The organism is Parabacteroides sp. PF5-9 (assembly GCF_029893105.1).
Lineage (GTDB): Bacteria > Bacteroidota > Bacteroidia > Bacteroidales > Tannerellaceae > JARXWG01.
The window spans coordinates 1-22,584 of record NZ_JARXWG010000030.1 but is presented as its reverse complement, the minus strand read 5'-3'; the positions used below and the strand labels follow the sequence as shown (position 1 = coordinate 22,584).

The window sequence follows — 22,584 nt, the reverse complement described above, 5'->3', positions numbered from 1 at the left end:
TGTTTTATAATAAAAAAGGTTATGACAGACAATCAAGAGCAGGTTAAGAAAAAAAGCGGATGGAAGAAAATACGGAATAGTATACTATTCATATTACTTCTGGGGCTGGTGCTTTTTGTAGGGATCAGGTATTACTATCCGTATGGAGAAGGGGTGAAATCAGGACAGTTGAATTTTGTGGTCTATAAAGGGATCGTCTTCAAAACCTACGAAGGGAAACTGATTCAAAGCGGATTCAAGTCGAGTCAGGTAGGTGGAATACAATCCAATGAGTTTACTTTTTCGATTGCAGATAAAGAAATCGCCGAAAAGCTGATGCTCTCAGGCGGTAAGATGGTCGATCTGCATTATAAAGAATATTTCGGCGTTTTACCTTGGAGAGGATATTCCAGATATGTGGTAGATGCCATAGTCAACATCTCGGAAGATGAACCTCAAACTAATCCGATAGAAGAGTTACCACCCCCTCCGGTAACTGAGATGTAAGCCATCATAAAGGATCTTCAATTCGGGTAATATTGGAAGCATTTTGAAGTGCTGAAGGCACGATCTATTTTAGCCCGCGGGTGACTGCAAGGAACCCGTGGTTGTTGAAGAAAGTGTTAATTGATCTCTTTTTCTTGTGAAGCATTGACAAATAAGACATCTCCGATCTCATTGAAACCGGTAAAGAACGCCATCGGATCGTGTTTGATAATCTCTTCCCTGAAGCCGATAATGGTAAGTCCTGCATGTTTTGAACGTTCTGTGATTGCATCGCGAAGCGTTTCTCCTTCCGGCAGGGTGACAATCTCGATATTGGTTAAGGTGATCGGCAAACGGCCTGTTGCAATACGTTCCTGCAGGTCTGTTTTGGTCTGTTCGCTTTCTCCGGTGGCGCTTGTCATAAATATTTTAATCTGGCTTTTCCGCCAGTCGGGGTGAGCCATAATAATATACCCTAAAAGAATCATCAGATTGGTGTTTTTCTCATCTGTAGGCCTGATCCATACATGTATTCCATTGCGGTTGCGAACCGGATAATGTGAACCGGCAAAGATGCAGATATCAAAATTTCCGGCTCTTGCCAGATTGATATTTTCCAGGATGCGGCTGAGTTCTTCCGGATAGCTTTTATCGAATTCAAAAACCACCATATTGTTCTCCATACCCGAGATGGAAGGTGTCTGGATCACCTGTGCAATGGCAGAGGTGTATGAGGGCGATATCATGGTATCGATATACAAAGCGCTTTGATGTTCTTTTTGATTTTCAATCAATTGACGAAGGATCTCCTGTGAATCCAGGAAGGTCTGTTTGCTGTAGTACCCTTCGATAAAATGGAAGTAGGTACCGAATCCATGCTGATGGCTGATCCATTTCATCAATTCAAGCACCTTATCCCGTTCGAATGAATGGGGCGAAATACATATTGCCGACGGCCGCCACTCTTCATGTTCCAGCGTTGCCTGGCTTTTTTGCATAAAGACGCGTAATCGGCGATTGAGTTGAAAGAGCGCTCCACGGAAGATGTCTCCCAGCCCTTTCTGATCTTTATTCGAATGTTCGATGATAATATAAATCAATACCAGAATCAGATACGACAAAATGGTATAGAGCGAATCGATCATAAACATCACCCAGACGGAAAGTAGAAACCCCCCGAGCGAGAAATACCATTTCGACCGGAAACGTGGACGGTAGGAGGGCGGGGATCCGAAATGATTTAAGAAGGAGATCAGGCAAAGCGATCCGTAGGTGATCAGGAAAAACATAGAAATAATACCGGCAACCTGGTTAATATTCCCCATTAAGACGAAGACCAATGCGATTAGAAAGGCGACAATTGTTGCATTAAAAGGCTCTTTTCGTGCCCCTCTCCCCTGAGCCAGGAAGGCGTTGAAGCGCCCCAAGGGCAGACTTTTGTCGACAGCCAGCGCCTGTAAGGTACGGGGAGCAACAAGTATCGATCCTAAAGCTGATGAGAGGGTACAGGCGGCAAGCCCTAATGGGATGATTATATTGCCGAAAACAGCAATCCGCGACATGATCAGTTGGTCTTCCAACAGGTCTGCCTGGGAGGCGGATACCGACAATTTCCAGACAATTAAAATGTAAACAATCAAGCCGGTTACTGTTCCGCCCATAGTTCCTAACGGGATTGATTTTCCGGGGTTTTTTAAGTCGCCGCTTAACCCGACTCCGGCTGTCATTCCGGTAAAGGCCGGGAAGCAGATGGCAAATACGACAAAGAACAGGTTGTTGTTGAAGAAGCCGAAATTTTCTCCGACATAGCTGATTACTTCTCCTTCTGATCCGGTCTCAGCTTCGATAGGTTTCCCCATAAAAAAGAGGAGCAAAGAGATAAAAAGAATGATGTTGACGATATAGAGCAACTTCATGCCTGAGCCGGCTCCTTGCTTTAATAGAACTAATGTTAATAGGATTAATGAAGGAACACTGATTGCTTGTCGTGGGAGTGCTACTCCAAACGTATTCAGCCACCAATCGAAGAGGGGGACAAATGCTTCTGTAAATGCTATGATGTAGAACGCGATACTGATTGCCTGTGAGAAGAACAGGGTGATCCCAATGGTTGAACCGATTTTCAGACCAAAAGAACGAGAGATAATGAAATATTCCCCGCCGCCTTCTACTCGTTTGTTCGTGGCGATTTCTGAAAGTGCTAATGCGGTTGGGATGGTGATCAGATGCCCTAACAGAATGATTCCGATTGCGCCCCAGAAACCGATTGTTCCCACTGCAAATCCGAAACGTAAAAACAAAACAGCCCCCAGAATTGTAGAGATCGCTGTGAAATAGACCGGAGCAACTCCAAATCCACTCGGTAGGGATGTTTTATTTTTTTGTAGCATAGACGTTCTAATTCAATGGATTAATGCCGGGACTTTTCTACTTTAAAACCGATCTCATGAATCCCTTCCAGCGTATCTGTTCGCATCCCCTGGCGGAAACTGAATGTATATTGTCCTTTATTGGGGAAATAATAGTTGGAACGGATCGGGAAATTCATCTGAAAAATAGAGATTCCTTTTCCAAACCATTTCCCAAAGTCATCTGCAAGCATACATTCGATTGTATCCTTTTGAATAGAGCCGATTGGTAATTCCTGCTGACTGAATACCCAGAGATTTTGATAAGGGTATAGGTTGGTATTACGAACCTCCAGAAACAGGTCATAAGGCACAGAAATATCCTCCACCGAAAATGTAAAATAGTACTCTTTATTCTTCTCCCAGGATTGATTTTCTATGGCTTGATATTGTTCATATAAAGCGGACTCAATACATGAGGAAAAAGCGACAAGAGACAAACAAGCAATGAATAGGCTTTTAATTGCTTTTATCATTGGAGTCATGAGGCCGCGACTGTCTGTTGTTAGGTGTTTGTCTATCATGATTATTCTGTTTGCCTTTATACTTATTGTTGCGCTGACGATTTCTGTTGTTTCTCTCTCCTTCGTTTCTTTGATTGGGCCGATTCCCTTGTTCTGTCTCGGGAGATGTATTATTGTTGGGAGATGTATTCTGATCGTTTTTAACCGGTCCCTGACGTTTCTTTTTCTTCTTTTTAACAGTATCGAAACGGGTGAGGCTGTCTTCCAAAATATCTTTTGCATCTCTTCTTGGTGGTTCTGGTTTGATGTCGCCTTCGAGTAAAAGAGGTTTCTCCCCTTTTTTATTCATATTGATGACGTCAAAGGCTCGTTTTGCGGGAATAACGACCAGATTAGCTGCAAACGATTTGTCTGTCGAATAGGTGATTTCGCGCTTAAAGACGTCTGTTTTGAAATGATAATAGGTATTGTCCTTGGTCTCGAGCACGACTTCGCGGGAAGGTAATCGTTTCTGGGCTTCAACGTAGACATCTACTTCATAGTTGATACAGCATTTTAGTTTGGCACATTGTCCGGCCAACTTCTGAGGATTCATAGAGATGTCCTGGTAACGGGCGGCTCCCGTTGCGACAGAGACAAAACTGGTCATCCAGCTGGAACAACATAATTCACGCCCGCAAGGGCCTATTCCTCCGATGCGTCCGGCTTCCTGACGGGCGCCGATCTGTTTCATCTCGATACGTACACGAAACGCATCGGCCAATACTTTAATCAATTGGCGGAAATCGACCCGCTCGTCTGCAATATAATAGAATATGGCTTTATTCCCGTCTCCCTGATATTCGACATCACCGATCTTCATGTTCAGCCCAAGATCAGCCGCGATCTGGCGCGAACGGATCATTGTTTCATGCTCTTTTGCTTTAGCTTCTTCGTATTTGTCGAGGTCGGTTGGTTTCGCCTTGCGGTACACTTTTTTAACTTCAGCACCTTCGGCACGGGTATGTACCTTTTTCATTTGCAACAATACCAGTTTCCCGGTCAGTGTCACTGTTCCGATATCATGACCGGGCGAAGCTTCTACGGCCACGACATCTCCTTTTTCCAAAGGTATTTTGGTATTATTCAGATAGTATCCTTTTCGCGTATTTTTAAATTGAACTTCAACATAATCTGTTGCATTTTCCGCATCCGGAACATCACATAACCAATCGTAGGTATTGAGTTTATTATTTTGTATCTTACTGCATCCCTTACGGCTCATGCAGCAGCTTCCTTTATCTAATTTAAAGTCCATCTCTGGTATATATTGAGTGAAGAAGTTATTAGCGCCTCTTCCATTATTAAAAAAAATGATCGTAATAAATACGCAAAATTAGTAATTAATTCCCGAAATGGCTGTTCCACAGGGAAAAAATGAATGACATACCTATTATTAGGTAAAGAGAATTCCCCTTTTTACCTATTTGTTGTGATTGTGTACGTTGTGAAGCGCCCCTACATTTGCAAAAAATTATCAAATAACATGAGAAGGTTATTACAACTATTCACAATTACTCTATTTTTCTCTACTTCACTAACCGCTCAAATCTCTACAGAACTAAGTACTCAGGAGAATGCATCGACAAACAGTTATGTTGGTGGTTACGAGAAATTCCGTTTAGGCGGATATGGTGAAATGGCGGCCAGTTATATGGATTATGGCCCCAATCGTTTGTTGCCCATGGGCAGCAGTAAAATGGACCGCGGGGCGATTTCTATTCCCCGTTTTATTCTGGCATTAGACTATAAGTTTTCTTCCTCATGGATCTTAGGTGCGGAGATTGAGTTTGAATACGGAGGAACCGGAGCAGCTCGTGAAATCGAATGGCATGACGAAGGAGGAGAATATGAAGTGGAAATTGAGAAAGGCGGCGAAGTTGTCTTGGAGCAATTTCATATCACAAAACTTCTTCACTCAGCATTTAATGTGCGCGTAGGGCATATGATCGTACCTATTGGATTGACGAATGCGTATCATGAGCCAATTAACTTTTTTGGGGTATACCGTCCTGAAGGAGAAACGACTATTCTTCCATCCACCTGGCACGAAAACGGGATCTCTTTCTTTGGAGCATTCTCCGGATTTGATTATGAAGTGATGATGGTAGCCGGATTAGATCCGATGGGATTCCGGAATACCGAATGGATTGCCAGTGGGAAACAAGGGGTATATGAAGTGAATACGTTCACCAGTCCGGCTTTTGCAGGTCGATTGAACTATAACGGCATTAAAGGATTGCGCATCGGTATTTCCGGACACTATAATCAGAGTGCAAAAAATGCATCGAAGCCAAACAGTACTTCGCATATGAAAAATACGGTGAACATTGTCACAGTTGATGCACAGTATAAAAGAAAAAATCTGATTGCCCGTGCCAATATGGTTTACGGTACATTAGGCGATAGCGAAGCGTTGTCGAAGGTGAACCGTCGACTCACAAATGCTTCCGGCTACCCGCGTACCGATGTGGCCAGTAAGGCGGTGAGTTATGGTGGAGAGGTCGGGTACAATGTGGGTTCATTTTTTGGCGGAAAGGCGCCCCGTATCTATCCGTTTGTTCGCTATGAATACTACAATCCGATGGAAAAGACACAAGGATCTGTTTTAGCTGATAAACGTTTACAGACTTCTGTTTGGACAGCAGGTATCAATTATTACGCATTACCCAACCTGGTAATTAAAGCCGATTATACCAACCGCCGGATCGGAGGAGGAGATTATAATTCCGAAAATATGATTTCTGCCGGAATTGCGTATGTTGGATGGTTTTTAAGTAAATAACAAATTTTTATAATTAATAGAACATGAAAAAAAGAATTCTTTTTGCAACAATGATCATGGGTTTGCTCCTCCCCCTTGGAGCATGTAGTGATGACGACACCCCGGACGAGCCGGACGGGCCTTCTGAAGTAGTAGTCACAGAAGCGCAGATGAAAGCTGTAATTGCAACATATGTAGACGACGTCGTAATCCCTACCTATACGGAAATGGAAACAAAGGTGATCGCTATGTCAGCTGCGGTGAACAAATTTATATCAAGCGGTACTCAGGAAGATTTAGATATTGCATGTGATGCATGGCGAGCAGCCCGTAAGCCTTGGGAAGAAAGTGAAGCTTTCCTTTACGGACCGGCTGATTATGAGAATTTAGACCCGAGTTTGGATAGCTGGCCATTGGATAAAGATGGTTTGGATCAGTTGTTGCTTACTGCTGATTTCTCCTCTATCGGTGAAGAAGATCCTGAAGATGACGATAAGGCGGAAGAAGCACAGAGTTTGCGCGGATTCCACACTTTAGAATACTTATTGTTCAATGATGGAAAGTCAAGAAATGCCGAAGAGATGACTACCAACGAAAAAGGATATGCTAAGGCTGTCTCAGACCGATTGTTACAAGACACAAAACGTCTTCGTGAAGCTTGGGTTGATGGCTTGGGAACAGAAGAAGTACCGACTCCTTTTGGTGAAGAGATGAAAGAATATGCCACCCGTCGTACAGGAAGTGCACGTAATGTCTTAGGCGAATTTATCATCAGCGGTGGGATACAAAATATTTCTGATGAAGTAGGTGATGCAAAAATAGGCACCCCTTATAACGAATGGAAGAATAAAAACTATGAAGAAGCAGTTCTTCAGGTTGAATCATGGTATAGCTGGAACTCTTTGACTGACTATGTCGATAACATTATCAGTATTAAAAATTCCTATTTTGGAGGTAGAGGACTTACGACTGCCAGTGCAAATAGTTTATCCAGTTTGGTTCGTTTGGTTGATGCCGACTTAGATACGGAGGTAAAAAGCCAGATTGAAGCGACGATTAAAGCGATCGAGAACATTCCTGCTCCTTTCCGTAGCAATTTGGATGCTACCTCTGAAATTGAGGCAGCCATGGAGGCTTGTGCCGATTTGAGTGATGTGTTCCAGAAAGTAAGAACAGCATTGGATTTATATTAATAAATAGTTCATATGAGAAAAAGATTCGGGTTTAATGATCCGGAAAGAAATATATTGGGATACAAGGCTCTTTTAGGGCTTTGTATTCTTGCGTTCTCGGGGTCTTTCATCGGATGTGAAGATGGGCTGGATGACAAGACAATCTATAAACCGAATGGGAAGCTGGCCAAACCGGAGGAGTTGTCGGCCGGATTGTCTACTGTTTTTACCTCTTCTCCCAAATCATTTGACCTCCCGGCCGACTGGGTGAGTGGTGAGTATAATGTACGTTTCCTCAAAGGTGATGACTTGTATGATCGTTCACGTGGAACGGGTGAAGGAAGTGGTAACGGATTAGGGCCTGTTTATGCCGGTTACTCCTGTGGCAGTTGCCATAAAAATGCAGGTCGCTCAAAACCGTCAATGTTTACAGACGGTGGTTCGGGGACCTATGGTTTTTCCTCGATGTTGGTTTACATTACCCGTAAAGGAGGAGGCTATTATCCGGAGTATGGTCGTGTGTTACATGATCAGTCCATTTACGGTGTCAAAGCGGAAGGGAAACTGAAAGCGACCTATACGGAAGAAGAGTTTGAATTCCACGATGGAGAGAAATATAGCTTACTTACCCCACACTATGAGATTACAAACTGGTATGCCGATAGCATCCCACCGGAGGAGTTACGTATTACCGTTCGTCAACCTTTACGTCATGTTGGCATGGGACAGATGATGGCGCTTGATCTGGATGAGTTAAAACAACTGGCTGCCCGTAGCAATTATCCCGAATATGGGATTAGCGGGCGATTGAATTACATTCTGGAACGGGGCATTATGCAGGTTGGTGTTTCCGGAAATAAAGCACAGCACGCCGATCTGACGGTAGAGTTAGGTTTTTCTTCCGATATGGGTGCGACCAACGACCGTTATCCGGAAGAGGTCAGTCAAGGGCAGAGCCAGATGATGGGCTTTTCTCAGTATGGAGTAGATATCTCGACCAGTGATATGGAAGATGTCGACCTTTATTTACAAGCTTTAGGTGTTCCCGCACGACGGAACGTGGATGATCCGGTTGTCAAACGAGGTGAAGAGATGTTCTATGCGGCTAAATGCCATTTATGCCATGTGACGACATTGCACACCCGTCCACGCGGTACGGTATTGCTGAATGGTACTCAACTGCCCTGGCTGGGGAGTCAGGTGATTCATCCCTACTCCGACTATCTGTTGCATGATATGGGACAGGGACTGAATGATAACTATGTCAGTGGCCTGGCACAAGGAAATGAGTGGCGTACCACTCCGCTTTGGGGACTTGGGCTTCAACAGGTGGTCAACGGCCATACCTATTTTTTGCATGATGGACGGGCACGTAATCTGACTGAAGCCATCATGTGGCACGACGGTGAGGGAGCGGCTTCCCGCATGCTCTATTCCCGCATGTCGAAAGAAGACCGTGATGCTGTAATTACTTTTTTAAATTCATTATAATCAAGAGCGATAATACACAATGATACATTCAAAAAAATTAATAGTGTTAATGATAACCTGCCTGTCGTTTCCTTTATTCGGACAGGCTCAGGTTGTTGTAGATGATAAATATGTAGAGAACGACGTTGTTTCTCTGGCAGGCAAAAAAGGATTTTCTTTCTCTACGAAATCCGGTGATTTCCTGTTTAAACCCTATGCTTTGGTGCAAGCTTCAGCCAAGTTCAACCGGTATGAAGATGTTGGACTCGATACCCCTTATGCTGATAAGATTGCCAATTCAGGATTTGAGATCCCTAATGCGATTCTCGGGTTCACCGGAAAAGCGTATGATATAGTTACTTTTAACCTCTCCATTAATGCGGCACAAAGTGGAGGTGCGTTATTGCAACAGGCCTGGTTTGATGTGGCCGTAAAAGAATCTTTCCGTATCCGTGTCGGAAAATTTAAAACACCGTTTAGTCATGCTTATCTGACGACGTTGGGTGAGACTCTGTTCCCTGTACTTCCACTCTCTCTGACAAAAGATGTGGTTCTCCCTTATTCGTTGAATGCCGTGAATCCTGTTTTTGCAACAGGTTTTGATCTGGGCATACAGGTACATGGACTGGTAAACGACAAATGGAACTATCAGGTCGGTGTTTTTAATGGAACCGGCATCGGTGTCAATACGGCCAATAAAACGATGAGTGATGATCATGACTGGTTAGCCTCATTGCTTTATGCGGGTCGTCTGGCCTATATGCCGAAAGGGGTGATGCCTACAACACAAGGTGACCCTTCCAACCTGAAGGATGATAAGATGAGTATTGCTATTTCGACCTCCTATAACGTGGAGGCACAGAGCGAAAGCAGCAACGACTTTCGTGCCGGTGTGGAATTCTCATGGATCAAAGACCGCTTTTATTTTGCAGCCGAAGGGTATTGGCTCAATATGAAGTTTACCAAACGGCAGATGATTTCAAAAGCAATAAACTTCTGGGGCGCTTATATGCAAGCCGGTTATTTTATTACCGACAAATTGCAGGGAGCATTGCGTTATGACCTCATGGATCGTAACGGGACAGATATGGATGGTATATTGAATATGCCAGCCATTGGCGCCAATTATTATTTTTTTAATTCCAATTTGAAACTGCAGGTGATGTATCAATATATGGGTCGTACAGGCCATGCCAAACAAGCAGATCGTGATGACGACGGACTGGGTGTAGCTATCCATCATGCAACAGCCATGCTACAATATACTTTCTGATGAAAACATTCGTTCATTTTTTAATTATATCTTTGCAGATCTTTTTGTTACCGGGTTGTGATGATGGGAAAATCTATCCCGAGGAGCAAAAAGATGTCAAAGGAGGAAAAGGTACCATGGCAATCACCTTTACAGGAGAGAAGGCATGGCCTGAGGAGTACCTACTTGTATTCGGCGCTTTTGGTGATGATCCGGATATGCCGGTGGTCTCCAAGATTATCTCTAAACCGGCCAGCTCTGGCGATGAGGTGTCGGTGACATTGAATGGGTTAGACGAACGAACCAAGGAACTTTCGATCGCTGTGGTCAACAAAGGGCGGCAACCGCTTTATCATTTTTACCGGTATGCGGTAAAAGATCCCTATGCGGAAATGACTTTACCGATGAAAGAGATCGATCTGGCCGATTACAACCGTATACAGGAACAGGTTTTTGATGCTTACTGTATTCGCTGTCATGGAGGCGGATCGGTGCCGGCAGCAGGTCTCGACCTGACAGCTGGTAAAAGTTATCACACACTGGTCAATAAGCCGGCCACTTTATCAAAAGCCGGTCGCTTATTGGTAGAACCGGACAAACCGGGACGTAGTTTCCTTACGGAAATTCTGGAAGAAGATATTATTCGTTATAATCATACGGATGTTTTGCCGGAGAAAGAATTGATTACATTGATAAAAACCTGGATTGAAAACGGGGCACATGAATAAACAGCGTACAACAATGAATCTGATCATAAAAAATTACGAAAACAATCAAATAAAATTACAACTAAGTTCTTTTTCGAACGCAGGGGGGATCACTGAATATCATGCATTGTTATCAGTACTCGATCCTATGTTGACTTTTGAAAAGCAGACTACACTTCTTTTACAGGCTTATCAGGAGATGTTCAACAATGAACTGCCGACGAGAGCGGTTGCCGTTTTCCGGCGCTATTTCCTGAGTGATGCAGCTAATCAACACGATTTCCTGATCGAACGCGAAAAAGGTCTTTTCCAAGGAGCCTGTTCAGTGGTGCAACAACCGCCTATGAACGGAACAAAAATAGCGTTATGGGTCTATCTGCAAACAGAGATGACGGTTCGTTCGCACCGCGATAGTTTCTTCGAAACAAGCCACAACGGATACCGCCATTTATGGTATGGCGGGGCATTCAACAAAGCGGCCAATTCGGAATACCAGACCCGGCTTTTGCTCAACAACTATATCATGTTGCTGTCGGAACAGGGATGCAAACTGTCGGATCATTGTGTGCGTACCTGGTTCTTTGTACAGAATGTCGATGTGAATTACAGCGGAGTGGTTAAGGCCCGTAAAGAGGTTTTTGTGACCCAGGGATTAACCGAGGAGACGCATTATATCTCCAGTACGGGTATTGAGGGACGGCATGCCGATCCGGATGTATTTGTAGAAATGGATGCTTATGCCATAGCCGGTATGCAGCCCGAACAGATGCAATATCTATATGCACCGACACATCTGAATCCGACCTATGAGTATGGGGTAACATTTGAACGTGGCACCACGATCACTTATGGCGACCGCAAACATCTTTTTATTTCCGGTACGGCCAGTATCAATAACCGTGGAGAAATTGTCCATCCGGGAGATATTCTGCAGCAGACCGCACGTATGATGGAGAATATCGCCGTTTTACTGAAAGAGGGTGGAGCCGACACAAAAGACATTGTACAGGCATTGGTGTATTTACGTGATCCATCGGATTATCAGGTGGTCTCGGAATACTTCCGCACGCATTATCCGGAAATGCCTTATCTGATCGTGCTGGGGCCGGTTTGTCGTCCGGGTTGGTTGATCGAAACAGAATGTATCGCTGTTACAGATGCCGGCGATTCGCGTTTTATGGCGTTTTAAAAATGAAAACGTATCTTTGACCATTAAGTCCAAAACTTAGAAAGGAGAAATTGTATGTATAAAAGAGGGAAGTATCAGGAAACAGACCGCATGAGCGATCTGATCTGTGAGAATTACACCATGTTGCAAATGATGAGCCGTTTTGGCATTGCATTGGGATTTGGTGAGAAGAGTATAGGTGAAGTTTGTCGCCAGCATGCGGTCGACACGTGTACTTTCCTGACAGTGGTCAATTTCCTCACTGAGGAGAATCGCGAACCGATACCCTCTGAACAGATCAACAGATGTCTGTCATTGGATGCATTGATGCCTTATTTGCACAATGCACACGATTATTTTCTGAAATTCAGATTACCTCACCTGCGTCGCAAACTGGTGGAAGCGATCTCCGATTGTCCGGAAGATATCGCCTTTGTGATTCGTAAGTTCTTCGACGAATATGCCGGTGAGGTAGATAAACATATGTCGTATGAAGAGAAGACGGTCTTTCCTTATGTGAGAGGTTTGTTGAAAGGAGAGAAGAGCGATAAATACAATATCACCATTTTCCGCAAACGCCATGATCAGATTGAGATGAAGATTGTCGAATTGAAGAATATCCTGATCAAATATTATCCGGGCGAAGCCTCCAATCTACTGAATAGCGTCTTGTTTGATATTTTTGCAACGGAAGAAGATCTGGCTTCTCATAACCAGATAGAAGATTACTTGTTTGTTCCGGCTATATTGGCCTTGGAAAAACAGGTGTAAACAAACGCCATGAACACTCAAATAAAAATAGCGATTGCAGAGCCTTCGGCGATTATCCGAACCGGCATGGAACAATTACTGAAAAGGTTGCATGGATGGCGTATCCAACTGATAGAGGTGACTCCGGCAGACAATCTATCCGATGTATTACGCCAACAAACTCCCGATATATTAATTATTAATCCTTCGTTGGCCGATTGTGCGCATTTGCCGACACTAAAAGAAGAGACCGGATGCCAGAGAATGAAAAATATTGCGATCATGTATTCGATCCTCGATCCGGCGATATTGCGGAATTACGACGAGCATATTAATATCTATGATAGTCCGGATGAAATTGCGCATAAATTAGAACGGCTGATCGAAGAACATAGTCAGGAAGAGACCTCTGAAGAACAAACACTTAGTGCACGGGAAAAAGAAATTGTGGTTTGTGTCGTGAAAGGGATGACTAACCGTGAAATTGCAGACAGCCTGTTTCTCTCCACGCATACCGTGATTACCCACCGCCGGAATATTGCCCGGAAATTGCAGATTCATAGTGCCAGTGGTCTGACGATTTATGCCATTGTCAACAAATTGGTCGAGTTGAGCGATATCCAATAATCGTTTTTTGATCTGCACGATTAGTCTTAATCAGACAGCTTTGTTCCTGTCATTTTGTTGCCAAAAGTGGTTAATTGGCGACATAATCTAATAAATAAGCAGTTTTAGCTAACGCGTCCTTTGGTTGTTTTTAGTCAACCAGAGAGCCTTTTCGGGTATTTTTGGCAAAAAGTTAGCGATTTTCTACAATTTATTCTGGTTCACTCTCTCATTTTATCTGGATGATTAAAAAAATGGTGCAGATGATTTTGGAAGAACATCTAAATAGTTCGAGCCAATCATTAGCATCATTTTTTTAGGGGTTGAAAACGGTCGAAAAAAGGGGTTGAAAACCGGTTGATTTTTTCCAGAAGCGTGATTTTTAGAACCTACAAAAATAGGCATGACAAAATGAGAATCAAGCGCTGTTATAAAAATAAACCCCAAATCCTTGCCTTGTTCACAAACAGCTTCACCCGCGGCTCCATACAACGAAATCTCGGAGAGGATCAAATGACAAAGTGTTCAAATTGACAGTTTGTAACCCGCCCGATTTCGATCGGTTTCTTTGCCGAGAAAGAACGAAACAGAAGGTGTTGATAACCTATTGACAAATGTGTTGAAAAACTGTTTAAAATTTGTTGAAACCCTGTTGAAAGTCTGTTGAAAACCTCCTATACTCTTGATGAAAATCTGTCTGCTGCCGGAGGAGGCCGCTACATCATTATAGATTTCATCTATGTGACTCTAATTATTATCTATCAGATAATTACGCTTATTCTCCTTTGTGCAACTTACCTTTGCAGTGTAAAAAAAATAACAATTTAAAACGATAAAAAAATGGAACCAATTATCAATTCAAAATTACCAGAATTTAAAGTAGAGGCTTACCATAAAGGAGCATTCAAAACAGTGTCAAGCGAAGATGTCAAAGGCAAATGGGCGATCTTTTTCTTCTATCCTGCGGACTTTACCTTTGTATGCCCGACCGAGTTGGTCGATTTGGCGGATAAATATGAACAACTGCAAGCAATGGGTGTTGAGGTTTATTCTGTCAGTACAGACTCGCATTTTGTGCACAAAGCATGGCATGATGCTTCTGAAAGCATCCGTAAGATCAACTATCCGATGTTGGCCGATCCGACCGGTGTATTGAGCCGTGGTTTTGGTGTGATGATTGAAGAGGCCGGAATGGCTTACAGAGGGACTTTCTTGATCAACCCTGAAGGACAAATCAAGCTGGCAGAAATCAATGACAATAATATCGGACGGAATGCGGATGAGTTGGTGCGCAAAGTGGAAGCCGCTCTGTTTGTCGCTACTCATGAAGGTGAAGTGTGCCCGGCGAAATGGAAAAAGGGAGAAGAAACCTTGAAACCAAGTATAGACCTGGTAGGTAAAATTTGATGAATAAAAGTGATAAAAGGTGCCTCAGAAGTCGGAATGATAATTGGGGCACGCTTTTATCGACTGTGAAATAAGTGCGAACAACTGGAACAACAAAAGGGAACAACAATGTTAGATACATCATTAAAAACACAAGTCACTGAAATTTTCTCCACCCTGGAGAACGACTACTGTCTGGATATATACGCCTCAAAGCACCACGAAAGTTATACTGAGTTAATGCATTTACTGGAAGATGTTGCTTCCTGCTCAGATAAAATAACCCTGAAAGAAACTGAAAGTGACGGTTTACTCTTTCATGTATTAAAGAATAACGCTCCGACCGGGATCTCATTCAGAGGCGTTCCAAACGGGCATGAATTTACCTCTCTTTTATTGGCTGTTCTGAATAGTGACGGGAAAGGAAAGAATTTCCCGGATGAATATATAATCAAAAGAATTAAGGGATTGAAAGGATCGATCCGTCTGACAACCTATGTTTCGCTGACATGCACCAATTGTCCGGATATTGTTCAGGCATTTAATCTGATGGCGATACTAAATCCTGTTATTTCGCACGAGATGGTCGACGGGGCGATCAACCAAGAAGAGGTAGATGCCCTAAAATTACAAGGTGTACCGGCTGTATTTGCCGATGGCGAATTGATTCATGTCGGGAGAGGAGAATTGGGTGAATTATTAACGAAACTCGAAACCCGATACGGTATGGCTGATACAGCGGAAGAGACCCCACAGCGTGCGTATGATGTGATTGTCCTTGGCGGTGGACCTGCCGGATCGGCTGCTGCGATTTATTCGGCACGTAAGGGATTGAAAGTCGCCGTACTGGCCGAACGGATAGGCGGACAGGTGAAAGAGACCGTTGGTATTGAAAATTTGATTGCCACTCCCCAAACAACCGGTGAAGCGTTGGCAAATAATCTGAAACGCCATATGGAAGCATATCCGATTGATCTGTTGGAACATCGTTCGGTTGCCCGTGTCGAATTGGTGGATGGACAGAAAGTGATCCATGTAAACGGCGGTGAAGTTTTTACAACACCGGCCTTGATTATTGCTACCGGTGCAAGTTGGAGAAAGCTGAATGTCCCGGGAGAGTCGGAGTATATCGGACGTAGAGTTGCGTTTTGCCCACATTGCGACGGCCCATTCTATCAATCCAAACATGTCGCTGTGGTTGGAGGAGGAAACTCCGGTATTGAAGCGGCAATAGACCTGGCGGGTATCTGCTCAAAGGTCACCGTCTTGGAATTTATGGATGAGTTAAAGGCCGACAAGGTATTGCAGGAGAAAGCACAAAGTCTGCCAAACATCGAGATCATTCTCAGTGTACAAACGACAGAAGTGGTTGGTAACGGTGAAAAAGTAACAGGGATAAAAGTAAAAGAGAGAAAGACCGGACAAGAATATGTGAAAGAACTGGATGGTATTTTTGTACAGATCGGCCTTAGTCCGAATAGTACAGTATTCAAAGATATCGTACAGACAAACCGCTTGGGAGAGATTGAAGTAGATGTCCATTGCCGGACGAACATCCCGGGGATCTATGCCGCAGGCGATGTGGCAACTACTCCTTACAAACAAATTATCATTGCGATGGGCGAAGGTGCAAAAGCGGCTTTAAGTGCTTTTGACGACCGTATACGTGGATCATTGCAGTGACATTTTAAGAAGAAGGGAAGAGTATCTCTCTGAAATAATCTTCCCAACTTGAATAGGTTAAATCTTCTTTCCGATATAGAACACGTAACCATAAAACGCTTTGTACTTATTATACAAAACCTCTTCGCGGCGTTGGTTGTAAATCAGGTCTTCTACCGTTTTGTTTCCGGGGTATTTCTTCAGAAAATCTTCCTGAGCCTGATGGCATGGAGCGAAAAAACATTCCGTCCAGCACGTTTCCGGAATAACAAAGGTGGCAATAGGAATATATCCTGCTTTCTGCATTTGAGCGACCTTGTTGGGGATTGTATCTATCCCCGGATAATTGGCCATCCAAAAATCATTAATCTCATCGGGACGTTCATCGGTAAACCATGAGACTTCCGATACGGCGATACAACCGCCTGTTTTCAGGTATTGTCGCCATTCGTTCAGTCCTCGTTCAAAACCTATGTTGTAGATAGCGCCTTCCGACCAGAGCAGGTCAAGCGATTCTTTTTCGAAAGGAAGAGCGTCGGTCATCGAACCAACGATGCCTTTCATTCGGTTGTGAAAACCCTGTTGCTCGGCATTTCGATTGAAGATTTGAATAAAGTCAGGAAACAAGTCAAGTGCAGTAATCTCACCCGATATATGCTGCGCCAAAGTAATTGTCTGTCCGCCCGTGCCGCAACCAATGTCGGCAATATGAGATTTCTCGGTCAAATTGTCAATAAAGCTTAATGCTTTACGCGTTGTTTCCGGGCTTCCTGGTCCTTGACGTTCTACCTGTGCGAAGTATTCGCAGATTAAACTAAAGTCGAAATCGTATATTGTTTTATTTTCGTTACTCATGATTATTCTTATTTATAAATGAATGTTTAAAGTTATCTGTCCATTATTTCTTAAGTATAAGTACCCTGCAGAGCGTAATTCTCTACATCATAATAGGCCTTTATACTTGATTATAAGACATGAAAAATAACTCAGGCAAGACATGCCCGAGTATAGACTAAGGGATAAGTTCGACAGGACGTCTGAACTTATTTACTAAACCAGATCCTTCTTAGTAGTTGTCATAGATGGGCAAAGATAGCTATTTTTAATGAATGCGATAATAATAATCAAACAATTACAGTTGAGTTATAATTAATGGGTATAACCCAACAATACAATCTCATCGCCAATAGCTTTTTGTATGGCCTCGTGCATTTGTGTTGCGTTCGGACAGACAAAACCGATAGGTGTTCCTTTGAAAATACAGGAAGCAAAGGCTATCACCGTAGCGCCACGGTCGACTAACATCTTCGCACGGGGTACGGCACGTTTTCCAGGGCATCCACCGCAAGTGACGAATCCGACGATTTCACATTCACCATAGTCAGCAAAAGCCAACTTACCCTTTGTGGCTACTTTAAAGCAGGTTGTACCCGGACACATATCTTCCGTTTGCTGACAACGTATTATTCCGATTTTTACTTTTCCTTCCATTCTTACTCGTTATGATTATATTTACCGATCTGTTTACGTTTATCTTTTCGTCTGTAAATATCTGAATAGTTTTTTTGATTGAAAACAAAAGTATTCAATAACAGGAAAGTATTTACTCAATTTGTTTTGGAACCAAATCTGGATCCAAAAAGAAAAAACCGTTTACAATCAATAGATTGTAAACGGTTCAAAATATTATAAGGTGGTCCCACTTGGGCTTGAACCAAGGACTCCCTGATTATGAGTATTAAGAAGATGCCTTTCTTTATTTTTTATATATTTTCTTCTATTTTCTAATTTACTGAAACAAAGATGAGTATATAAAATAAAACTCTAACCAAAAACTTATATTTTGAAATAATTGCTATATTTGTGTGCAAATTGTGTGCAAATATTCGGTTTGCACACGGAGAGAAACAGATCAAATATAGCGCTTATGTTCAACTATTCAAACAATGGGGTGACGGTTTCTTCCTTTTTCGATAATCGGAGAGCAACTAAGGATAATTTGTATCCTATCAAAATACGTGTCACCTATCAGCGTGTGCGTAAATACTACTCAACAGGTAAGTATATGACCATTGAAGACTGGGAGAGATTGCCTGATACCAAAAGTAAGAAAATGCTGTCCATACGCTTGGATATACAGAACACATTTGATATAGTAAAAGATACTGTTCAAGGTTTACTGCATGAAGGTGGGTTCTCCTTTGATACATTGAATAGCCGTTTAAGTAGAACAACATCAGACACCCTTAATTCTGGATTCAAAGTCAAGATACGAGCGCTATTGGACAATGAACAAGTAGGTACTCACCTTTTCTATCAGGATGCACTAAAGAGTGTGGAATATTTCGCGGGTGAGAATATCCCTTTTACTGCTGTTACAGTAGATTGGTTGAAGAGATATGAGAAGTATCTACTAAATGCCGGTAGAGCCTATACAACCATCGGGATGTATTGCCGAGCTATTCGTTGTATTATTAATGAAGCAAAGAGAGCTGGAATCATAAAAGAAAGTCAGTACCCGTTCGGATACGGGAAATATGAAATACCGACTGGGCAAGGGCGAAAGTTAACTCTTTCCCTACAGCAAATAAAAGCAATTGTTACTTACTCCGATGGAACGGAGGCGACAGAAAAGTATCGAGATATGTGGTTCTTTTCCTATCTCTGTAATGGCATTAACTTTGCCGATATGCTGACGCTTAAGTATTCTAACATTCGTAATGGAGAGATCTGCTTTTTGCGGGCAAAGACTGCCCGAACATCTAAGACGAAAAAGGAAGTATGTGCTATTGTAACCCCTGAAATGGATGCTATTATCAAGAAATGGGGCAATAAATCCAGAAAACCGGAAGATTACATTTTCGGATATCTTAAAGGAAATGAAACACCTTTTGAAGAAAAAGATGTGGTAAAAGCGGTTACCAAGCTGTGCAACAAACGACTAAAGAAGATTGGCGCAGCATTAGGTATAGACGGTTTAAGCACCTATTCGGCTCGGCATTCCTATGCGACGGTTCTGAAACGTTCCGGAGCTAATATTGCCTATATATCTGAAAGCTTAGGACATAACGACCTGAAAACAACAGAGAACTACTTGGCATCCTTCGAAAAAGAAGAAAGGGAGAAGAATGCAAGATTATTAACTAACTTTGGAGAATAAATAGAGAACATGGCAATACCTGTTAATGTAGAGAAACTGATTTCCGGCCGCATAGTGGAGAGTGAACGGATTGAATATAAGAAGGGTTGGAATCCGGCAGCAATATATCGGACGATATCTGCTTTTGCCAATGATTTTGAAAATATCGGAGGTGGGTATATTATCGTTGGTGCCGAAGAAGAGAACGGTAGATCCAAGCGACCGGTTGCAGGTATTCCGACAGAACAATTGGATGCTATTCAAAAAGAAATGATTGGTTACAATAATCTGATACGTCCATATTATGCTCCAAAAATCAGTATAGAGACTATAGACGACAAAAATATTCTTGTGATATGGGTGCCGGCAGGTATGAACCGTCCGTATGAAGTACCGGAAGATGTAACAGCGAAAGAAAAGAAACGACAATATTATATCCGAAGGTATGCCAGCACTTGCATTCCCAATAAAGAAGAACGGGAAGAACTGATAAGTCTGAGTAACCGGACACCCTTTGACGACCGTATTAATACACAAGCGAGTGTTGATGATATTTCTCCCTTACTGGTTAGAGAATATCTATTGAATGTAGGCAGCACATTGGTGGAGCAAATAGAAACTACACCCTTGATCGATATTTATAGGGCAATGGACTTGGTAAGTGGTCCCGATGAGTTGTTGTATCCCAAGAATATCGCATTGATGATGTTTAACTACCATCCCGAAAAGTTTTTCCCTTATTCTCGCATTGAGATTGTCGAGTTCCCAAACGGACTGGGGGATCCTACATTTTACGAAAAACCGGCAATTACGGGTCCTATTTATATTCAAATACAACAAGCTCTTGCTCAATTACGGAGCGTGGTGTTGAAAGAACAAATATACAAGTTGCCGGATAGAGCCGAATCGCAGCGTGTATGGAATTATCCGTTTCGGGCATTAGAAGAAAGTATTGTAAATAGTCTTTATCATAGAAATTGGGAAGTGAGAGAGCCGGTGGAAATACGGATACTACCGGATTGCATTGAAATCATCAATCAAGGTGGTCCCGATCGGAGTGTAAAGATGGATGAAATTCGTAGTGGAGTTATTCACAACCGCCGGTATCGGAATCGTAGGATAGGTGACTTCCTGAAAGAACTGGATATGACGGAGGGTCGAGGAACGGGTATTCCCATTATCCGCAAAGAAATGATGAAAAACGGTTCTCCTGAACCTCGCTTTGAAACAGATGATAATTACAGCTATTTTATTACTACGCTTCCGATGCACCCAGCTTTTGTCAAGAGTGACGGTGTAGATGGCGGTGTAAATGATGGTGTAAAAGTTTTAGAAAACACTGATAGTAAGGTTGGTAAAATTTACACCCTCATTCATGACGGTGTAAATGACGGTGTAAATGACGGTGTAAATGACATAGTGGATGTTCTTATGAACGTTTCAGGGTTAAATGCAGTAGAAATATCTAATAGAATAAATAAAAGCTTGACAACAGCCGAGCGCTATCTTCGTATTTTAAGAAGAAAAGACATTGTCGAGTTTCGTGGAGCTCCCAAAACGGGTGGGTATTATTTTACTGATAAAGTAATGAATATACTAAAGGACAAATAAAACATGCCACGCCGTAAGAAAACGACCATAAAAGCAAAGGATACTGCTATCTTTGGGCAACTTATAGCAGAGTTGTCCAAAAACCCGGAGCTGGCAGCAGACTATGACATGGATTCTATCGAGATCACTATAACCAAAAAATACCAACCTTACATACTGGATGTTGACAAAGCTATCTCCAACCTTCAACACTACTATGCAGCTAACAAACAATTCATAGAACACTTCAACGGTAAGCCGATTATTTCCAAATACCTTTTAGCAAAGATGATGAAGGTTTCACGTCCAACCGTAGATCAATGGTTAGAAAAAGGATTTATCTCTCAGTATGTTATGCCGAGTATAAAGGTTACCAGCTTCGATATAGACGAAGTAATTGAACAGCTTCACAAACAAAAACAATAAAAAATCACTTTTTTCTTTTGACTTTACAACGGTAAGACAACCGCAGACAACCGATGTAAAGCGATGTTATCTCTCTTCTGGAGTTGTAGCATTTTGCATCGAAATTGTAGTATTTGTCTACCCTATGTAAAGCTATTCCACGTTTTATCACTATTTATATCTGTTTTTACTTTGTGCTATCAATTGATAATTAACGCTGTGACGACAGCTAGTTATTCATTTATAAATAGCATAGTTATGACAAACATTATTCTAACTACGTCCGAGGAACTTCGGGCGATCATCAGCGAAGAGGTATCCAAGGCTTTTCCGGTGCTATCTACCCCAAAAGAGCTTCCCGATACAATAACATTGGATACCGCCATCCAAGTGCTTGAAGAATACGGATATCCAACTTCTAAAGCGAAAATATACAAACTTACCTCTTCCGGCTCTATGCCTTTTCGTAAGTATGGTAACAAGCTCGTTTTTTCAAGGAAAGAACTCATCCTGTGGGCAGATGGTCAAACCAAATCCCATCAGGGACATATAGCATCGGCCAATCTTACACTTGCCAAGAGTGCCAAACGTAAAAGATAGGAGGGGTGTTACTATGAAAGAAAAAGAAAACACAGCGGAAAAGTTTCTAAGGGTTGGCACCACGCTGTATAAAACCGTACATCGCCCTCTTATCAGTGGCGATTATATCGAAGAAAAGATTCCATGGAGTTATGAAACGCTTCGACAGGACTATGGCAAGAACAACCTACCGGAAATAGATAAGTATGATGGCTTCTGTATTATTCCCGACCATATCGACTATAAACAGGTACATGGGAAATATCTGAACCAGTATGAACCAATTAATCATGTTCCAACTGAAGGAGACTTTCCGTATATACGCTCATTCCTAACACATATTTTCGGAGAACAACTGGAGCTTGGTTTGGATTATCTGCAGATCCTCTACATGAAACCTACTCAAATGCTTCCTATCCTATTACTGGTATCCAACGAACGGAATACCGGCAAGACAACATTCCTTCGTTTCTTAAAGATGATCTTCGGGAAGAATGCCACCTTTAATTCAAACGAGGATTTCCGCAGCCAGTTTAACGCAGACTGGGCACACAGGTT

21 protein-coding genes and 1 pseudogene are annotated in these 22,584 nt (G+C 42.5%); 16 read left to right on the top strand and 6 right to left on the bottom strand.

Annotated elements, in window-relative coordinates:
- Nucleotides 1–21 precede the first annotated feature (21 nt).
- The gene (locus tag M2135_RS14230) at nucleotides 22–486 is read left to right on the top strand and encodes a hypothetical protein (protein ID WP_280749190.1); all 465 of its coding nucleotides are present in this window, start codon (nucleotides 22–24) and stop codon (nucleotides 484–486) included.
- Between the two features lie 116 nt (nucleotides 487–602).
- Here the strand turns inward: M2135_RS14230 and M2135_RS14225 are convergent, their stop codons facing one another.
- The 3 genes from M2135_RS14225 to ricT are packed head-to-tail and all read right to left on the bottom strand — an operon-like array spanning nucleotide 603 to nucleotide 4,634.
- Nucleotides 603–2,855, bottom strand: a complete 2,253-nt coding sequence (locus M2135_RS14225) for an amino acid permease (protein ID WP_280749189.1) — start codon at nucleotides 2,853–2,855, stop codon at nucleotides 603–605.
- A gap of 20 nt (nucleotides 2,856–2,875) precedes the next feature.
- Nucleotides 2,876–3,397: a gliding motility lipoprotein GldH gene (locus M2135_RS14220; RefSeq protein ID WP_280749188.1), complete on the bottom strand. Its 522-nt coding sequence runs from the start codon at nucleotides 3,395–3,397 to the stop codon at nucleotides 2,876–2,878.
- Nucleotides 3,333–4,634 carry a regulatory iron-sulfur-containing complex subunit RicT gene (gene ricT / locus M2135_RS14215; RefSeq protein WP_280749187.1) on the bottom strand — a complete coding sequence of 434 codons (1,302 nt, stop codon included), beginning with the start codon at nucleotides 4,632–4,634 and terminating at the stop codon, nucleotides 3,333–3,335. Before ricT ends, M2135_RS14220 begins: the two co-directional genes overlap by 65 nt.
- Nucleotides 4,635–4,862: 228 nt before the next feature.
- Here ricT and M2135_RS14210 point away from each other — a divergent pair, with 228 nt between their 5' ends.
- The 8 genes from M2135_RS14210 to M2135_RS14175 are packed head-to-tail and all read left to right on the top strand — an operon-like array spanning nucleotide 4,863 to nucleotide 13,286.
- Entirely contained in the window at nucleotides 4,863–6,161 is a 1,299-nt protein-coding gene (locus M2135_RS14210; RefSeq protein ID WP_280749186.1) for a hypothetical protein, read from the top strand.
- Between the two features lie 23 nt (nucleotides 6,162–6,184).
- Nucleotides 6,185–7,333: an imelysin family protein gene (locus M2135_RS14205; RefSeq protein ID WP_280749185.1), complete on the top strand. Its 1,149-nt coding sequence runs from the start codon at nucleotides 6,185–6,187 to the stop codon at nucleotides 7,331–7,333.
- A gap of 12 nt (nucleotides 7,334–7,345) precedes the next feature.
- The gene (locus M2135_RS14200) at nucleotides 7,346–8,803 is read left to right on the top strand and encodes a di-heme oxidoredictase family protein (protein WP_280749184.1); all 1,458 of its coding nucleotides are present in this window, start codon (nucleotides 7,346–7,348) and stop codon (nucleotides 8,801–8,803) included.
- A gap of 49 nt (nucleotides 8,804–8,852) precedes the next feature.
- Nucleotides 8,853–10,055 (top strand): porin, encoded by a 1,203-nt coding sequence (locus M2135_RS14195; protein WP_280749183.1) that lies wholly within the window; start codon nucleotides 8,853–8,855, stop codon nucleotides 10,053–10,055.
- Nucleotides 10,055–10,762, top strand: coding sequence for a hypothetical protein (locus M2135_RS14190; protein ID WP_280749182.1), 708 nt, complete (start codon nucleotides 10,055–10,057; stop codon nucleotides 10,760–10,762). The genes M2135_RS14195 and M2135_RS14190 overlap by 1 nt, the downstream gene beginning before the upstream one ends.
- Before the next feature lie 13 nt (nucleotides 10,763–10,775).
- A complete protein-coding gene (locus M2135_RS14185; RefSeq protein WP_280749208.1) occupies nucleotides 10,776–11,930 on the top strand; it encodes a Rid family hydrolase in 1,155 nt (384 codons plus the stop codon).
- Between the two features lie 54 nt (nucleotides 11,931–11,984).
- A complete protein-coding gene (locus M2135_RS14180; RefSeq protein ID WP_280749181.1) occupies nucleotides 11,985–12,680 on the top strand; it encodes a hemerythrin domain-containing protein in 696 nt (231 codons plus the stop codon).
- Nucleotides 12,681–12,689: 9 nt separating this feature from the next.
- Complete coding sequence (locus M2135_RS14175) at nucleotides 12,690–13,286, top strand: LuxR C-terminal-related transcriptional regulator (RefSeq protein WP_280749180.1); 597 nt, start codon at nucleotides 12,690–12,692, stop codon at nucleotides 13,284–13,286.
- 225 nt (nucleotides 13,287–13,511) lie between these two features.
- Here M2135_RS14175 and M2135_RS14170 read toward each other — a convergent pair whose 3' ends face one another.
- A complete protein-coding gene (locus M2135_RS14170; protein WP_280749179.1) occupies nucleotides 13,512–13,778 on the bottom strand; it encodes a hypothetical protein in 267 nt (88 codons plus the stop codon).
- Nucleotides 13,779–14,105: 327 nt separating this feature from the next.
- Here M2135_RS14170 and ahpC point away from each other — a divergent pair, with 327 nt between their 5' ends.
- Entirely contained in the window at nucleotides 14,106–14,672 is a 567-nt protein-coding gene (gene ahpC, locus M2135_RS14165) for an alkyl hydroperoxide reductase subunit C (protein WP_280749178.1), read from the top strand.
- A 108-nt stretch (nucleotides 14,673–14,780) separates the two neighbouring features.
- Nucleotides 14,781–16,334, top strand: coding sequence for an alkyl hydroperoxide reductase subunit F (gene ahpF, locus M2135_RS14160; RefSeq protein ID WP_280749177.1), 1,554 nt, complete (start codon nucleotides 14,781–14,783; stop codon nucleotides 16,332–16,334).
- 57 nt (nucleotides 16,335–16,391) lie between these two features.
- Here ahpF and M2135_RS14155 read toward each other — a convergent pair whose 3' ends face one another.
- Together M2135_RS14155 and M2135_RS14150 are read right to left on the bottom strand one after the other, a co-directional pair.
- Nucleotides 16,392–17,168, bottom strand: coding sequence for a class I SAM-dependent methyltransferase (locus tag M2135_RS14155; protein WP_280749176.1), 777 nt, complete (start codon nucleotides 17,166–17,168; stop codon nucleotides 16,392–16,394).
- 294 nt (nucleotides 17,169–17,462) lie between these two features.
- Nucleotides 17,463–17,804, bottom strand: coding sequence for a CGGC domain-containing protein (locus M2135_RS14150; RefSeq protein WP_280749175.1), 342 nt, complete (start codon nucleotides 17,802–17,804; stop codon nucleotides 17,463–17,465).
- A 436-nt stretch (nucleotides 17,805–18,240) separates the two neighbouring features.
- On the opposite strand from M2135_RS14150, the gene M2135_RS14145 reads away from it, so the two are divergent.
- From M2135_RS14145 to M2135_RS14125, 5 genes and pseudogenes are all read left to right on the top strand, one after another.
- Nucleotides 18,241–19,473 (top strand): site-specific integrase, encoded by a 1,233-nt coding sequence (locus M2135_RS14145; protein ID WP_280749174.1) that lies wholly within the window; start codon nucleotides 18,241–18,243, stop codon nucleotides 19,471–19,473.
- A gap of 9 nt (nucleotides 19,474–19,482) precedes the next feature.
- On the top strand, nucleotides 19,483–21,063 hold the full coding sequence (locus M2135_RS14140) for an ATP-binding protein (protein WP_280749173.1): 1,581 nt from the start codon (nucleotides 19,483–19,485) through the stop codon (nucleotides 21,061–21,063).
- A 3-nt stretch (nucleotides 21,064–21,066) separates the two neighbouring features.
- On the top strand, nucleotides 21,067–21,468 hold the full coding sequence (locus tag M2135_RS14135; protein WP_280749172.1) for a hypothetical protein: 402 nt from the start codon (nucleotides 21,067–21,069) through the stop codon (nucleotides 21,466–21,468).
- A gap of 237 nt (nucleotides 21,469–21,705) precedes the next feature.
- A complete protein-coding gene (locus M2135_RS14130; protein WP_280749170.1) occupies nucleotides 21,706–22,047 on the top strand; it encodes a DNA-binding protein in 342 nt (113 codons plus the stop codon).
- A gap of 13 nt (nucleotides 22,048–22,060) precedes the next feature.
- A pseudogene (locus M2135_RS14125) lies at nucleotides 22,061–22,584 on the top strand (helicase); the annotation flags it as partial.